General features: G+C 67.8%; 13 protein-coding genes. 8 read left to right on the top strand and 5 right to left on the bottom strand.

Going from position 1 to position 14,943, the window contains the following annotated elements; all coding sequences use genetic code 11:
- Positions 1–5 precede the first annotated feature (5 nt).
- Positions 6–995, bottom strand: coding sequence for a DUF2891 family protein (locus M5J20_RS04845; protein WP_253577047.1), 990 nt, complete (start codon positions 993–995; stop codon positions 6–8).
- 17 nt (positions 996–1,012) lie between these two features.
- Between M5J20_RS04845 and M5J20_RS04840 the strand changes: the two genes are divergently transcribed.
- Both M5J20_RS04840 and M5J20_RS04835 read left to right on the top strand, forming a co-directional pair.
- On the top strand, positions 1,013–1,717 hold the full coding sequence (locus tag M5J20_RS04840; protein WP_253577044.1) for a CPBP family intramembrane glutamic endopeptidase: 705 nt from the start codon (positions 1,013–1,015) through the stop codon (positions 1,715–1,717).
- A gap of 22 nt (positions 1,718–1,739) precedes the next feature.
- Positions 1,740–3,044: an LCP family protein gene (locus M5J20_RS04835; protein ID WP_253577041.1), complete on the top strand. Its 1,305-nt coding sequence runs from the start codon at positions 1,740–1,742 to the stop codon at positions 3,042–3,044.
- A gap of 308 nt (positions 3,045–3,352) precedes the next feature.
- On the opposite strand, the gene M5J20_RS04830 is transcribed toward M5J20_RS04835, so the two are convergent.
- Positions 3,353–4,978 (bottom strand): alanine/glycine:cation symporter family protein, encoded by a 1,626-nt coding sequence (locus M5J20_RS04830; protein WP_253577039.1) that lies wholly within the window; start codon positions 4,976–4,978, stop codon positions 3,353–3,355.
- Between the two features lie 213 nt (positions 4,979–5,191).
- Between M5J20_RS04830 and M5J20_RS04825 the strand changes: the two genes are divergently transcribed.
- Positions 5,192–6,610, top strand: coding sequence for a YjiH family protein (locus tag M5J20_RS04825; RefSeq protein WP_253577036.1), 1,419 nt, complete (start codon positions 5,192–5,194; stop codon positions 6,608–6,610).
- On the opposite strand, the gene hutG is transcribed toward M5J20_RS04825, so the two are convergent.
- Positions 6,607–7,551, bottom strand: coding sequence for a formimidoylglutamase (hutG, locus tag M5J20_RS04820; protein WP_253577033.1), 945 nt, complete (start codon positions 7,549–7,551; stop codon positions 6,607–6,609). The genes M5J20_RS04825 and hutG overlap by 4 nt on opposite strands.
- 43 nt (positions 7,552–7,594) lie before the next feature.
- Here hutG and M5J20_RS04815 point away from each other — a divergent pair, with 43 nt between their 5' ends.
- From M5J20_RS04815 to M5J20_RS04795, 5 genes are all read left to right on the top strand, one after another.
- Positions 7,595–8,350: an IclR family transcriptional regulator gene (locus tag M5J20_RS04815; RefSeq protein WP_253577030.1), complete on the top strand. Its 756-nt coding sequence runs from the start codon at positions 7,595–7,597 to the stop codon at positions 8,348–8,350.
- A 121-nt stretch (positions 8,351–8,471) separates the two neighbouring features.
- A complete protein-coding gene (hutH, locus tag M5J20_RS04810; RefSeq protein WP_253577027.1) occupies positions 8,472–10,031 on the top strand; it encodes a histidine ammonia-lyase in 1,560 nt (519 codons plus the stop codon).
- A 167-nt stretch (positions 10,032–10,198) separates the two neighbouring features.
- Positions 10,199–11,890, top strand: a complete 1,692-nt coding sequence (gene hutU / locus M5J20_RS04805; RefSeq protein ID WP_253577024.1) for a urocanate hydratase — start codon at positions 10,199–10,201, stop codon at positions 11,888–11,890.
- 25 nt (positions 11,891–11,915) lie between these two features.
- Positions 11,916–13,106 (top strand): imidazolonepropionase, encoded by a 1,191-nt coding sequence (gene hutI / locus M5J20_RS04800; protein WP_253577022.1) that lies wholly within the window; start codon positions 11,916–11,918, stop codon positions 13,104–13,106.
- 10 nt (positions 13,107–13,116) lie between these two features.
- A complete protein-coding gene (locus tag M5J20_RS04795; RefSeq protein WP_253577019.1) occupies positions 13,117–13,287 on the top strand; it encodes a hypothetical protein in 171 nt (56 codons plus the stop codon).
- Here M5J20_RS04795 and M5J20_RS04790 read toward each other — a convergent pair.
- Both M5J20_RS04790 and M5J20_RS04785 read right to left on the bottom strand, forming a co-directional pair.
- Positions 13,280–14,203: a DUF5926 family protein gene (locus M5J20_RS04790; RefSeq protein WP_253577016.1), complete on the bottom strand. Its 924-nt coding sequence runs from the start codon at positions 14,201–14,203 to the stop codon at positions 13,280–13,282. The genes M5J20_RS04795 and M5J20_RS04790 overlap by 8 nt on opposite strands.
- A complete protein-coding gene (locus M5J20_RS04785; RefSeq protein WP_367614887.1) occupies positions 14,193–14,930 on the bottom strand; it encodes a glycerophosphodiester phosphodiesterase in 738 nt (245 codons plus the stop codon). Before M5J20_RS04785 ends, M5J20_RS04790 begins: the two co-directional genes overlap by 11 nt.
- Between the last annotated feature and the right edge of the window lie 13 nt (positions 14,931–14,943).

Here is a 14,943-nt window from a genome sequence, read left to right as displayed (position 1 = left end):
GAAAGCTAACGTATCGCAGTTTCCGCGAGCAGGGCGTACGTAATCAGCCAGTGCGTGGCCATGAAATTGTCGCCGCTCAAGTGCTCGCGTGCGGACCGCACGAGCGCCCCCGCCTCCGCACCGGGCATGTGCGCGCCGAGCAGCCGCAACATCCACGCGCGCGTCAGCGCCAACCCGTGCAGGTGCGCGAGCTTCCCGTCGCGCGCGTCCGGCACGTCCAGCACCTGCGAGTAAAAAGCACTTGCTTCACGACGTTCGGGAAAGAACCCCGCAAGCCACCCCTCGAACTCGCCCGGTTCGAGGACCCGCTGCATGAGCACTGCCTCGGCGAGCCCGTTGGACACGAAGTCGTGCGAGCTGAGTTCCCACGCGAATGGGTAGTCCGCGTCCGAACCGAACCATGCGCGGGCTTTCGATTCCACCTGCTCGCACAATGGGTGGCCGGCCGGAAGCGCGTCGTGGAAGAGGTACAGCGCGAGCGCGGAGTTGTCGTGCACGCCGTGGCGCACCGGCATCGGCTGCGCGTGAAGCCACGCGGTCGCGTTCTCCGCGATCTGCGCCTCCAGCGGCTCCAGCGCCGCCGCCCACGCGCCCGCCTCCGGCACCGCGCTGGCCATGTCGCGGCAAGTTTTGCCCAGGTGCAGCGCCCACGCCCAGCCGTAGGGCCGCTCGTACAGCGGGTGGTCGCGCAGGTAGGCGGCTTCGGCGGCGATGGCTGTGGGGTGCAAACGAGCGTCGAGAAGCGAAAGCAGCTCCCCGCGCACCGCCCCGAGGTCCCAGGCGAGGAGTTTCACCGCGGTGGCCAGCATGTGCACACACGAGTGCCAGTCGAAGCTGCCCCAGAACGCGGGGTGGAGGCGCGAGGGCGTGCAGTCCGTGTCGGCGGGGCCGGCGCTGACGTGGTGCGCGGCGGCCGGGAACTCGAGCGTAACTACTTGGGTGATCGTGCGCGCCCACGCGCGGGCGGTTGCGTCGGTGATTGCGGGGGCGTTCACGGCGCTAAAGTTACCGCATGCGCTCCCGCTCCCGGCTGGTCACGGAAATCTGGCTGGTGCTGATTGTCACCTTCGGCACCTCCGGGCTGCGCGCCGCGCTGCGGCTGGTGGATTCCCTGCTCAAGGCCCCGCTGAATGAGCAGAGCACCACGCTTGTCGACGCCGCGTCCACCATCCCCTGGCTCGACCTCGCCCTCCAGGCGACCTCGGCGCTGACGCTCATCGGCTGGGGCGGGCTCGCGTGGTACCTCCTCGGCGAGCGCTGGCGCTGGCCCTCCTGGCGCGACCTCGGTCGCGGCGCCGGATTCGCCGCGCTGATCGGCATTCCCGGCCTGGCCTTTTACGTCGCGGCGGTGCATCTGGGCTTGTCCAAAGTCGTGGTGCCGGCGACGCAGGCGGCGCAGATCCCCACCTCGCTCTTGTGGGCATTCGCCAACGGCTTCGGCGAGGAAGTGGTGGTGGTGATGTACCTGCTCACCCGCCTCGGCCAGCTCGGCTGGAAGCCGTGGCAGGCAATCGCCGCCTCCTCCGTGCTGCGCGGCTCCTACCACCTCTACCAGGGCGTGTCGGCCGGTGTCGGCAACATCGTGATGGGCGCGGTCTTCGCCTGGTACTACCACCGCACCGGCCGCGTCTGGCCGCTCGTGCTCGCCCACTTCCTCATCGATGCCGTGGCCTTCATCGCATACCCGCTGCTCGACCTGTCGTGGCTGGGGATCTAGCCCGGCGACCTACACTGTCCCCATGCCAACCACGCCGCACTCCAACGATCCCCGGGACAACCTGGGGGATTACGTGTTGGGCAAGGACGGTAAACCCGTCGTCGACCGCTACGGGCGCCCGGTGCGCCGCCGCCCCGCGCAATCTTCGGCTCAGCGCCCGGAGCCCACGCGTTACGACGATCGACCCCGCCACCAACCCGTCCGCGATCGCACCCGCGTGGAGCGGCCGGCTGAGCGGCGTACGGAGCGGCCTGTTGAGCGCCCGCGGCAGGAGTATCAACCGCGGCGTATTCCGGAGCGGCCCGTGCAGCAGCGTCCGGTGCAGCAGCCGGCGCAGCGTCCTCCGCGCCGCCAGCCGCGCCCGGAGGAGCAGCCGGTCATCAGCAAGCAAACACAGCGGGCTGGTCAGCCGCGGGTTGCAAGGAAGCGTCGTCAAGCAAAAGTCCCCGGCTGCGCGGCCATTCTTGCGACGATCCTGGTGCTGGTCCTTGCCGGCACCCTGCTTACCGACGCCCGCATGCAGCGCGTCCAGGCAACACCCGAGGAGCGGATTGCGAACACGGCCGGCACGAACTGGCTGCTCGTCGGCTCGGACTCGCGCGAGGGCCTGAGCCAGGAGGACATCGACCGGCTGGGCACGGGCGGCGACATCGGGTCGACCCGCACGGACACGATCATGCTGCTGCACCTGCCGCTCACCGGCAAGGCGACACTGATGTCGATTCCGCGCGACTCCTACGTCGCCGTGCCGGGGTACGGCTACGACAAGATCAATGCGGCGTTCGCGTTCGGCGGGCCGCAGCTGCTCGCGGCGACGGTGGAGCAGGCGACGGGGCTGCGGGTGGATCGCTATGCGGAGATCGGCATGGGCGGCCTCGCGCGCGTGACCGACGCGGTGGGTGGCGTGGAGATCTGCGTCGCCGAGCCTATCGACGATCCCCTGGCCAACCTCAACGTCCAACCCGGCTGCCAGCGAATGGACGGCGCGACCGGCCTCGGCTACGTGCGCACGCGCGCGACCGCCCAGGGCGACCTCGACCGCGTTGCTCGGCAGCGCGAATTTCTCGGCGCACTGGTGGATCGTGTGCTCTCCCCTGCCGTGCTGCTGAATCCGTTCCGGTTCATCCCGCTGGCGTGGACGGTGCCGACACTGTTCGTGGTGGGCAACGGCGACCACGTGTGGAACCTGGCGCGCATCCCGCTCGCGATGCGCGGCGGCATCGAGACCGTGACCATCCCGATCGGCAACTTCATGGACACCGAGGTTGGTAACGTCGTGATCTGGGACGAGTACGCCGCCGAGGAGCTGTTCAGCTCGCTGCGGTAGGGGTTGGGGGGCTGGCCGGATTCTGGGGCGGCAGTGGCTGGACGGCGGTGGAGCTCTCAACACCCTCGCAGACAAGTGTCCAGTTCAAACGTGCAGGTCAGAGAGTTAGCGTTGACAGCTCCAAACGCTGAGAGCTCCAATTAGCTGCAGACCCTAACTGGAGCTGTCAGCACCCGAGCACTCGCGGCTCGACAGTCTCACTGAACACACCGGCACTGGCACGGCACACACCCCGCCGAGACAGACTGAAGCCCTCCCGGCTGCGGGCTCCAAGTCGCGGCCGGGAGGGCTGAAGTATGTGCTACTGACTAGCGCACCGCGGTGCTGCCGCCGGTGGTGCCAGCTGGGCCTGCGCCCGGCTCGTCGCTGTAGGTGGTCGTTGTCGTAGTCGTCGTGGTCGTGGTGGTGCGGGTCTCCGCACCCGGCCAGGTGCCAGCCTCGATCATCTCGCGCTTGCGCTCAACCCAGAAGTCGGCGTTCTTGATGCCGAGTGCCTCGGGGTCGAAATGCGGGTCGAGGCCAGCCTTCTTCTGGCGGGAGTAGTCGCGCATGGCCTTGAGCGCCGGTACCTGCAGGAACAGGATCGCGACGATGTTGAGCCATGCGGTCGCGCCCACGCCAATGTCGCCGAGTGCCCAGGCAGTACCCGGGGTGGTGGTCGCACCGATGAACACGGAGACGACGATGAGAACGCGGAGGAGCCAGATGATGGCGCGGCGGGCACCCTCGTTCTTCACCCAGCGGTTGAGGTAGGTGAAGTTCACCTCTGCCAGGTAGTAGTAGGCCAACACGGTGGTGAAGGCGAAGAACATGATGGCAAGTGCCACGAAGCTCGGGCCGAGGCCGCCGGCCAGGGTGTTCAGACCCTCCTGGACAAAGCCCGGGCCGACCGGGACGGACTCGCCGATGGAGCCGTTGTAGATCAGCGCGCCGTCGGCGGACTGGCCCTCGTGGACGCGGTACATGTCGGTGGAGATGATGATGAACGCGGTGGCGGAGCAGACGAAGAGGGTGTCGATGTAGACGGCGAACGCCTGGACTAAGCCCTGCTTCGCCGGGTGGGACACCTCGGCGGCCGCAGCGTGCTGCGGACCGGTGCCCTGGCCGGCCTCGTTGGAGTAGATGCCGCGCTTGACGCCCCACATGATCGCGGCGCCGATCATGCCGCCGAACATCTCGTCGCGGCCAAACGCGGAGGAGAAGATGAGGCCGAAGACGTGCGGAATCTCGGAAGCGTTGACGATCAAGACGATGATCGCGATCACGATGTACGCAACGGCCATGAACGGCACGACGAGGGATGCGAAGGAAGCGATGCGCTTGATGCCGCCGATGATGATCAGGCCGAGGAGCACGGCCATGATGGCGGCAGAGATCCACACGTTAACGCCCCATGCGTTCTCAACTGCGGCTGCCACACCGTTGGCCTGGATACCTGGCAGGAAGTAGGAGGTGGCCAGGATCATGCAGATGGCGAAGAAGACGGCGTAGAACAGTGCGAACCCGCGGGCGCCGGTGTGGGAGTAAGCCTTCTCGATGAAGTAGGCCGGGCCGCCGCGGTATTCGCCGGTGTCGCGGTCCTTCTCCTTGTAGATCTGCGCCAGGGTGCACTCGATGAAGGAGGTAGCAGCGCCGAGGAAGGCCACGATCCACATCCAGAACACGGCACCTGGGCCACCGAAGGCGATTGCGGTGGCCACGCCGGCGATGTTGCCCACGCCGACGCGGTTGGCCAGGGAGATCATCAGCGACTGGAACGAGGAGATGCCCGCCTCGGACTTCTCGCCGGAGCGCAGCTGGCTGATCATATCCGGCAAACCACGGACCTGCACGAACATTGTGACGGCGGTGAAGTAAACACCTGCGCCGAGGCACAGGAACACCAGGGCCGGGGACCAGATGATCCCGTCAAGGGTACTGATTATCGATTCCACATTGCGCTCCTTGTCGTCCGGGGCTTGCTGGATCCGGGGTTATAAAAACCGCCGAGTTGCATGTGAATCTAGGCGATAAAACTGTGCTGCGCGTCACTTTCACCGGAATTTTTTAAGTCTCGTATCCCAGATTCCTGCCCTGCGCAGTGTCTTCCGGCGACAACGGCGGGGAATTAGAACTGTGAGAAACTTCCACCCCCGAAAGGAGATCGCATGGACCCCGCAACTCCGGGCATCAGCCGCAAACTGCGCCCCGCTTACGACGTCAAGGAAATCCCGGCGCCCCACGAGCAATACGACGGCATGTTGTCTGAAACGAACGTCGATACGCAGAGCCCGGTGCATGCGCCGCATGTGTGGCGCTTCTTCCTGTACTCGGGCATCGGCATATTCGCCTTCTTCATCCCCTTTACTTGGAACGAGAAGAGGACGATTCTGCTGGATCACATCGTCACGCTGATCACCAAGACGCTCGGCGAGGGCACCCAATACCTCGCGTTGGCGGCGATTGTCGCGGGCACGGTCTACCAGTTCGTCTCCGGCCGGTGGAGGCAAGACATCGCGCGCATGGTCTTCGCATTCCTCTCGGTGCTGGCCGTGGTGTTCTGCGCGATGCTGGTGTTCGGCTTCGGACCGGCGTTCTTGCACAACCCGGACATCGGCCCGTTTATCCTGAACAAGCTGGTCATCTCCGTGGGCCTGCTGATTCCGGTGGGCGCAATTTTCCTCGGCCTGCTCGTGGGCTTCGGCTTGATGGAGTTCATCGGCGTGATGGTGCAGCCCATCATGCGCCCCGTCTTCCGCACCCCGGGCAAGTCCGCCGTCGACGCGGTCGCGTCCTTCCTGGGTTCCTACTCGCTCGGCCTGCTAATCACGGACCGCATGTACAAATCCGGCCACTACAACGGCCGCGAGGCAGCCATCGTTGCATCGGGTTTTTCGACGGTCTCTGCCACCTTCATGGTCATCGTGGCCAAGACGCTCGACATCATGGACCACTGGACGGCGTATTTCTGGCTCGCGTTCGTCATCACGTTCATCGTCACCGCGATCATCGTGCGCATCCCGCCGATCTCCCGCATTTCCGACGACTACTACCCCGGCGCGCAGCCGCACCCTGAAGCGCAGATCACCGGCAACCGCTTCGTGGCGGCGTGGAACGAGGCCAAGCGCGAGCTGGCCAAGGCGGACAGCCTGGGCAAGGTGCTGTGGGTGAACTTCCGCGACGGCATCACCATGGCCGTGCAGGTGATCCCGGGCATCATGTCTGTCGGCGTGATCGGCCTGGCACTGGCCACATACACCCCGGTCTTCAAGGCGCTCGGCGTGGTGTTCTACCCGCTGGTGTGGGCGCTGCGCCTGCCGGACCCGTGGGCGACCTCGGGCGCGCTGGCCACCGGTCTCGCAGAAATGTTCCTGCCGGCCACACTGGTGGCGGGCTCGGACGACATGGTGCTCAAGTTCACCGTCGCCGTGGTGTGCGTGAGCCAGATCTTCTTCTTCTCGGCGATGGTGCCGGCGGTGCTGGCCACCGACATTCCGCTGAACATCGGCCGGATGGTGGTCATCTGGTTCATCCGCGTCGTGCTCACCGTGCTGATCACGGTGCCGGTCGCGCACCTGGTGTTCTAGGGGGCCACGGCCGCCGCGTGGGCGCCGACGATATCGTCGATCAGCCGCGCGGCGGCCTTTGCCGTGCGCTGGTCCACATCGAAGTCGGGGTTGAGCTCCACCACATCCACAAGTGCCACGCGGCCGGTTTCGGCGACAGCCTCGACCATCGCGCGCAGCAGCGCGAATTCCACGCCGAACCCGGCCGGCGCGGACACACCCGGAGCGACTGCCGCGGGTAGCACGTCGAGGTCGATGCTGAGGTGGATCGGCATGTCGCCCGCCACGGCCTCCACGGCGCGGGCGGCGGCCTCGCGGGCGGTGAGCAGAGCGAGTTCGGTGTCCTCCACCGTCGTCACGCCGAGCTCGGCAGCGGTATCGAAGAGCACCTTGGTGTTATTGGGGCGCGAGATGCCGAAGACGCTGTAGTCGAAGGCGGTGCGCCCGACCAGGTCCGCGATCTGCAAAAACGGCGTGCCGGAGGTCGGGCGCTCAGCGCGGCGGAGGTCGAAGTGGGCGTCGAAGTTGATCACCTTGAGCGGCCCGAGTGCTTCGTAGGCGCCCCGGTGGGAGGCGAATGAGGTCTCGTGGCCGCCGCCGAGCACCACCGCCAGGTTCCCGGCGCCGGTCAGCTCGCGGACGCGGTCACTCAGCTCGCGCTGGGCGGCTTCGAGGTCGTCGCCTTGGGTGGTCACGGTGCCTGCGTCGAAAAGCGGTAGCTCGTGGTGGACGGCGAGCCCGCCGAGCGCGGCGCGCAACGCCTGCGGCCCGGACGCAGCACCCTGCCGTCCTCCGTTGCGCGCAACGCCCTCGTCGGAGGCGAAGCCGATGAGGGCCACGGCATCGCGCGGCGCGCCGAACTGCATCTCGCTGTGCCAGCGGGCGTGCTCGGGGCCGGGGCCGTCGTCGCGGCCGGACCAGGGCTCGGCGGGGGCGAACAGGGGTGCGGAGACAGTGTTCATGGCGCACAGCTTAACCGCGTTTCCACCCGGCATACTGTGAGCCATGAACAACTCCCCGGAGAGCAAGCCCCAGGTCCCGGCGGCGCACAACGTGCTGCGGATTCTCACGCTGCTGTCCAACACGGACGCGCCGCTTTCGGCCGCGCGCATCCAGCGCGAGCTGGGTCTGCCGCGCTCCACCACGTACCACCTGCTCAAAGAGCTGGAGGAGTCCGGCTTCGTCGTCCACCTGGATAAGCCCAGCACGTACGGCCTGGGGCTTGCCGCCTACCGCATCGCGCAGGCGTACACCACACAGCAGCCGCTGGTGCGCATGGCGGCGAAGGCAATGGGGTCGATCGCGCAGCTCGCGGGCGGGTCGACGCACCTGTCGCGCCTCGCGGGGTCGGAGATTGTGTACCTGGACGAGCAGCGGGCGGCGCACGCGGTCTCCCTGGTCACCGAGGTGGGGGTGCGGCTGCCCGCCTTGCGCACGGCATCCGGGCGCGCGATGCTGGCGCACCTGCCGGACGCGGAGCTGCGCGCCGTGTTCGACTCTTCAGGGGAGAGGCTGCGTTACCGCGACGTGCAGGCCACACTCGCCGAGGTGCGGGCGCGCGGCTGGGCCAGCGAGTACGAAGAAGTCAGCCGCGGCCAGGAATCCGTCGCTGTCGCGGTGGTGGACCACCTGGGCCGCCCCGCCGCGGCGCTCGCCGTCACGTTCCCGGTGGGCGCGCCCGAGCAGCGCAAACTTTCGCTCGTTGATGCCTTGTCAGCCACCTCAAACGACATCGCCAACCGATTCTTCGGCAAGCGTTGATTCCCCTCCCCTAGCAGGCGACGGCCGGGCTGCTTTAGGATGGCTGCCGAACCGCGTTTGGCTGTCGCGCGTCGCTCGCCTTGTGCACCCTTGATGCACCTCGACCCACGAAAGGACAGCCATGACCGCCCACTCCGCTTCCCCCTCCACCGTCACCGTCGGCATTGGTGCGCTGCGCATCGAAGATGTTGTCGCCGTTGCGCGCCACGGTGCGCAGGTGGCTATCGATCCGGAGGCGATCGAGGCCATCGCCGCGACCCGCACGCGCGTCGAGGAACTCGCCAGCGATCCGACCCCCGTGTACGGCATCTCCACCGGCTTCGGCGCGCTCGCCCGCCGACACATCCCGGAGGATCTGCGCGCCCAGCTGCAGGTTTCCCTCGTGCGCTCCCACGCCGCGGGCTCCGGCACGGAGGTGGAGGAAGAGGTCATCCGCGCGCTCATGCTCCTGCGACTGTCCACCCTGTGCACCGGCCGCACTGGCGTACGCCCGGTCGTCGCCGAAACGTACGCCGCCGTCCTCAACGCCGGTATCACCCCGGTGGTCTACGAGTACGGCTCGCTCGGCTGCTCGGGCGACCTCGCGCCGCTCGCCCACTGCGCGCTCACGCTCCTCGGGGAGGGCGAGTGCCGCGTCCGCGGCGGGGCGATCGTGCCTTCGGAGCAGGCGCTTGCCGACGCCGGGATTGCACCCCTCGTGCTGCGGGAGAAGGAAGGGTTGGCGCTGATCAACGGCACCGACGGGATGCTCGGCATGCTGTGCCTGGCTATTACGGACTTGAAGGATGCCGCAAAGGTCGCCGACATTGCCACCGCCATGACCGTGGAGGGCCTCAAGGGCACCCTCACCGTGTTCGATGCGGACTTGCAGGAGCTGCGCCCGCACCCGGGCCAGGCCGACGCGGCGGCGAACATCCGCGCCGTCGCCGCCGGCTCCCAGATCCTCGACGCGGCCGTCGAGGAGTTCAAGTCCAAGCAGGTGCAAGACGCCTACTCGGTGCGCTGCGCGCCGCAGGTCGCGGGCGGTTTCCGCGACACCGTCGCGCACGCCGAGCTGGTGGCCGGCCGCGAGCTCGCCTCCGCGGTGGATAACCCGGTGGTAGCCAAGGACGGCCGCGTGACATCCAACGGCAACTTCCACGGCGCGCCGGTGGCCTACGTGCTGGACTTTTTGGCCGTGGTGGCGGCTGATCTTGCGTCGATTAGCGAGCGCCGCACCGACCGCTTCCTGGATACCGCCCGCAACCGCGGTCTGAACGCGTTCCTCGCGGACGATCCGGGCGTGGACTCCGGTCACATGATCGCGCAGTACACGCAGGCTGGCATCGTGTCCGAGCTGAAGCGCAACGCGATGCCCGCGTCGGCGGATTCGATCCCGAGCTCCGCGATGCAGGAGGACCACGTCTCCATGGGCTGGGCGGCGGGCCGCAAGCTGCGCCGCAGCGTCGACGGTCTCCAGCGCGTCCTGGCGGTGGAGATCCTCACCGCGGCCCGAGCGCTGGACATGCGCGAAGGCGAGACCGCACCCGGCACTGGCGCGGCAATCGCGGCCCTGCGCCAGCGCGTTGCCGGCCCGGCCACAGACCGCTTCCTCGCCCCGGAGATCGCCGATTCCGTCGCGTTGGTGCAGGACGGGACGTACGTGGCGGCGGTGGAAGCGGTCGTCGGCACGCTGCGTTGATGCGCCGCGAGCGACGTCTCAAATCCGAGACACGTTCCAGCACGATGCCGTGGTGAAGGCAAGCGCTGCGCAGGTAGCCTGCATCCAACGCGGCGGGGACAGCCCCGGTTTGACCGGCCCGCTGCACACACCACGCAACCAACACACGTTGAAAGGGGCCCACACCGATGGCGAAGAACTGGTCCGAGGGCGCGCGCGAGGTGCGCGCCCCGCGCGGCGCTGAGCTGACCGCGAAGTCTTGGCAGACGGAAGCACCGCTGCGCATGCTGCAGAACAACCTCGACCCGGAGGTGGCAGAGCGCCCCGACGACCTGGTGGTGTACGGAGGCACCGGCCGCGCCGCCCGCAGCTGGGAGGCCTTTGACGCGATCTGCGACACGCTGCGCGACCTGGAGAAGGACGAAACGCTGCTCGTGCAGTCCGGTAAGCCGGTCGGCGTGTGGAAGACCAACGAGTGGGCCCCGCGCGTGCTCATCGCCAACTCCAACCTGGTGGGCGACTGGGCCAACTGGGAGCACTTCCGCGAGCTCGAGGATGAGGGCCTCATGATGTACGGCCAGATGACGGCCGGTTCCTGGATCTACATCGCCACCCAGGGCATCCTGCAGGGCACCTTCGAGACCTTCGCGGCGGTTGCGCGCAAGCGCTTCGACGGGACCCTCGCCGGCACCCTGACGCTCACCGGCGGTTGCGGCGGCATGGGCGGCGCCCAGCCGCTGTCCGTCACCCTCAACGGCGGCGCCTGCCTGATCGTGGACGTGGACGAGTCCCGTCTGAAGCGCCGCCAGGCCAAGCGCTACCTCGACGAAGTCACCACCGACCTCGAGGAGGCAATCACGCTGGTCACTGAGGCGAAGGAGGAGAAGCGCGCCCTGTCCGTGGGCCTGGTGGGCAACGCGGCCGAGGTGTTCCCGGAGATGCTGCGCCGCCACCGCGCCGGCGAGCTGACGGTGGACATTGTCACCGACCAGACCTCCGCCCACGACCCGCTGTCCTACCTGCCCACCGAGCACACCGTGGCCGAGTGGCACACCGAGGCCGCCGCCGACCCGGTCACCTTCACCAAGAAGGCGCGCGAGTCCATGGCCGCGCAGGTGCAGGCGATGGTGGAGTTCCAGGACGAGGGCGCCGAGGTCTTCGACTACGGAAACTCCATCCGCGACGAGGCCCGCAAGGCCGGTTACGGCCGCGCCTTCGAGTTCCCGGGCTTCGTGCCGGCCTACATCCGCCCGCTGTTCTGCGAGGGCCTCGGCCCGTTCCGCTGGGTGGCGCTCTCCGGCGACCCGGAGGACATCAAGGTCACCGACCAGGCCATCAAGGAGGCGTTCCCGGACAACGAGCACCTGCACCGCTGGCTCGACGCCGCGGAGGAGTACGTGGAGTTCGAGGGCCTGCCGGCCCGCATCTGCTGGCTGGGCTACGGCGAGCGCGCCAAGGCCGGCGTGATCTTCAACGACCTCGTCCGCGAGGGCAAGGTGAAGGCCCCGATCGTGATTGGCCGCGACCACCTCGATTCGGGCTCCGTCGCTTCCCCGTACCGCGAGACCGAGTCCATGCTGGACGGCACCGACGCTGTGGCGGACTGGCCGCTGCTCAACGCCATGACCGCCGTCGCCGGCGGTGCCACCTGGGTGTCCATCCACCACGGCGGCGGCGTGGGCATGGGCCGCTCCATCCACACCGGCCAGGTCACCGTGGCCGACGGCACCGAGATCGCCGAGGCGAAGCTCCGCGCGGTGCTGACCAACGACCCGGGCATGGGCGTGATCCGCCACGTCGACGCCGGCTACACCCGCGCCAACGAGGTGGCTGAGGAGCGCGGCGTGCGCATTCCAATGCCGTTCACCGCCCGCGACTAACCCAATCCGCGCTAGAAAGGACGCCATGCGCACCCTGTTCACCGGCATCAGCGAACTCCGCACCGTTTCGGAGCAAGGCACCATCAAGGACGCTTTCTTGCTTATCGACGGTCCCGTTATCCACTCCCTCGGTCCCGCCGCCGACAGGCCGTCGGACGCGGAAGTGGATGAGGTGGTCGATCTGGGCGGGCGCGCGGTTTTGCCCGGCTGGGTGGATAGCCACACGCACATGGTGTTCGACGGTAACCGCGCGGAAGAATTCGAGGCGCGCATGGCGGGTGAATCCTACGCCGCCGGCGGCATCGCGGTGACCATGGAGGCCACCCGCTCCGCTGGCGAGGAGCGCTTGGACCAGCTGGTGCGCGAGCGCATCGCAGCTGGCCACGCCGGCGGTACGACGTGCTTCGAAACGAAGACGGGCTACGGCCTCAACGTCGAATCCGAGGCGGAAGCGGCGCGCGTCGCCGCTCGCCACGCGGATGAGGTGACGTTCCTCGGTGCCCACCTGGTGCCGCCCGGCGCGGATGCCGAGGAGTACGTCGAGCTGGTGGTCGGCCCGATGCTGGACGCGGTCAAGGACCACGCGCAGTGGATCGACGTGTTCTGCGAGCGCGGCGCCTTCAACGAGGAGCAGTCCCGCCGCGTCCTCGAAGCGGGCAAGGCCGCTGGTTTGGGCGTGCGCGTCCACGGCAACCAGCTCGGCGAGGGCCCTGGCGTGGCGCTCGCGGTGGAGATGGGCGCGGCCAGCGTCGACCACGTCAACTACATCACGGATGAGGATGTGGCGTTGCTGGCCGGCTCCGATACCGTCGCCACGCTGCTGCCCGCCTGCGACCTGTCCACCCGCGAGGACCTCGCCCCGGCGCGGCGCCTGGTGGATGCTGGCGCGCGCATCGCGATCGCCTCGAACCTGAACCCGGGCACGAGTTTCACCAGCTCCATGAACTTCTGCGTCACCACCGCGGTGCTGCAGCAGTACCTCACGCTCGACGAGGCGATCGAGGCCGCGACCGCAGGCGGAGCTTTTGCTTTACGACGGCACGATGCGGGCGGCGGCAAGGATCCCCAGGGCCGTCCTGCCAAGGGCACCATCGTGCCCGGCGCGGCAGCAGACCTGCACGTTCTAGACGCGGAGAACGCGATCAACCTCGCCTACCGCCCCGGTATGCCGATTACCTGGCAGACCTGGGTCGCCGGCGAGAAAGTGCACGGGTAGGTTTCGAGGCATGCACGCGCAAACCTCGGAAGATCTGCTCGATGCCACCCTGGTGGCGGCGCGCTTCGCAACAGACAGTGGCGCGCGCATCGAACTCGTTGACGCAATCGAGATGCTCGGTTTCGACAGGGCCGAGCTCGAGGCCGAACTCGCGGAAGAAATCGCTGACGGACTTATATAGTCACCTGGCGGGACTTGATGTTGTCCAGCTGCTTGCGCTCGTCGGCGGTGAGCTGCGCGTCGGAGGCGTACTCCTCCTCGATCGCCTTGTTCAGCGTCACCAGCGCGTCCGCGTAGGACTCGGCCGGCACGGTCGGGTCGAGGTCCCACACCGGCACGGCCACACCGTGGGTGCGGAAGGCGCCGGCAAACTTCGAGCCCTCGCCCAGGTGCAGCTCGCCGCGCGCGGCGATGCGGGCCAGGGCGGCGAGCATCTGGTTCTCGTTGTCCTCCGGGCGCACCCAGCGGATGTGGGCCTTGCCGTTGCCCGGATCAACCCACCAGACAGAACCTGGCACGTCGGCCTTGACCTGCGAGGAAGGCACAACCGCGTCGTTGGCGCGGGCGAGTGCCTGGCGCACCTCGGCAGGAATTTGCGCGCCCTCGGGGAACCACCACGAGAAGTCGTTGTACTCGGTGATGGTGAGCTCGGAGGAAGCGTCGATAAGCGTGGAAAGCTCCGGCTGCGTGCCGTCCGCGACGGTGGAGCCCAGCGTCGTGCCCGGCTCGGCGGAAAGCGCCCAGTTCAGTGCGTACGCCAAGTCGCGGCCGGGGTTCTGCGAGTGGGAGCCGACCTGGAGCGCGACGAAGCGCTCGCCGCCCTCGCTCTCGGCGCGGACTAGGCCTGCGCCGGCGCCCGGAAGCACGGTGACCAGGTTGATCGGGGTACCGTTGACCTCGGCCGTTGCCACTGCGGAGGGGACGAACTCCTGCAGTGCGATGAGGTCGGTCTCGGCGGCCAGCCCGCCGAACGGGCGGGGATCCTTCGCCAGGGCCTCGCGCTCGGCGGCGCGGGCGGCGAGCTTGGCTTCGCGGCGGGTCATACCCTCCGGCAGCGTGTCCTTGGCCTTCTGCTTCTTCGGTTTCCTAGGTGCCATGGTTGGCAATCGTACCGATTGTCTGCAGCGCCAGATCTGGCAGGTCGGTGGCCATGACATCCACGCCGTGATCTTGGCACCACTGCATCTGGCGCGGGGTGTTCACGGTCCAGGTGTACGTCTTCAAACCCTTGAAACCCAGCAGGGAGGGCCGTGCCTGCAGGTGGGTCAGCCCCGGGCCCACGCCGTACGGGCGCGAGAGCATGGCGTTGCCGGGATTCCACTGCTTCTCCCGCAGGCGGAATAGGTAGAAGGTCTCCAGCTCCGGCGCGAACTCGGTGAAGTAGCGAATAGCCTTGTGGGAAAAGGAGATGACGTTCACGTATTCGGAGTCCCAGAGGTGGGTGTAGCGCAGCGCTCGCAGCGTCTGCTCGTCCACCTCGGGGCCGTAGAACGTGGGGTGCTTCGTCTCTATATAGATGTGCTTGCCGGGGTAATCCTGCATCAGTTCCAGCAGCTCCTCGAGCAGCATGATGCGCTGCGGATCGTCCTCGGTGCCCGCGTTGAGTTCGCGCAGTTCCGCGTAATCCATGCAGCCGACGCGGCCGCGGCCGTTGGTGGCGCGGTTCACCGTCGCGTCGTGGAACACCACGAGTTTCCCGTCGCGGGTGAGGCGCACGTCGCATTCGATGCCGTGAATGGGCAGCTCGAGCGCCGCTTCGAACGCGCGTTGGGTGAGTTCGGGGTACATGCCGGAGAATCCGCGGTGCGCCACAATCTCAGTCACGGGTGCCACGGTA

The organism is Corynebacterium stercoris (assembly GCF_024160105.1).
Lineage (GTDB): Bacteria > Actinomycetota > Actinomycetes > Mycobacteriales > Mycobacteriaceae > Corynebacterium > Corynebacterium stercoris.
The sequence above is the reverse complement of the archived record's forward strand: the minus strand, read 5'-3'. Positions and strand labels throughout refer to the sequence as shown.

Excerpts from the sequence above, each read along its gene's own strand:
- M5J20_RS04825 (WP_253577036.1), top strand. The coding sequence starts at position 5,192 with ATGGACCCCGCAACTCCGGGCATCAGCCGCAAACTGCGCCCCGCTTAC.
- hutI (WP_253577022.1), top strand. The coding sequence starts at position 11,916 with ATGCGCACCCTGTTCACCGGCATCAGCGAACTCCGCACCGTTTCGGAG.
- M5J20_RS04795 (WP_253577019.1), top strand. The coding sequence starts at position 13,117 with ATGCACGCGCAAACCTCGGAAGATCTGCTCGATGCCACCCTGGTGGCG.
- hutG (WP_253577033.1), bottom strand. The coding sequence starts at position 7,551 with ATGAACACTGTCTCCGCACCCCTGTTCGCCCCCGCCGAGCCCTGGTCC.
- hutH (WP_253577027.1), top strand. The coding sequence starts at position 8,472 with ATGACCGCCCACTCCGCTTCCCCCTCCACCGTCACCGTCGGCATTGGT.
- M5J20_RS04835 (WP_253577041.1), top strand. The coding sequence starts at position 1,740 with ATGCCAACCACGCCGCACTCCAACGATCCCCGGGACAACCTGGGGGAT.
- M5J20_RS04840 (WP_253577044.1), top strand. The coding sequence starts at position 1,013 with ATGCGCTCCCGCTCCCGGCTGGTCACGGAAATCTGGCTGGTGCTGATT.
- hutU (WP_253577024.1), top strand. The coding sequence starts at position 10,199 with ATGGCGAAGAACTGGTCCGAGGGCGCGCGCGAGGTGCGCGCCCCGCGC.
- M5J20_RS04790 (WP_253577016.1), bottom strand. The coding sequence starts at position 14,203 with ATGGCACCTAGGAAACCGAAGAAGCAGAAGGCCAAGGACACGCTGCCG.
- M5J20_RS04815 (WP_253577030.1), top strand. The coding sequence starts at position 7,595 with ATGAACAACTCCCCGGAGAGCAAGCCCCAGGTCCCGGCGGCGCACAAC.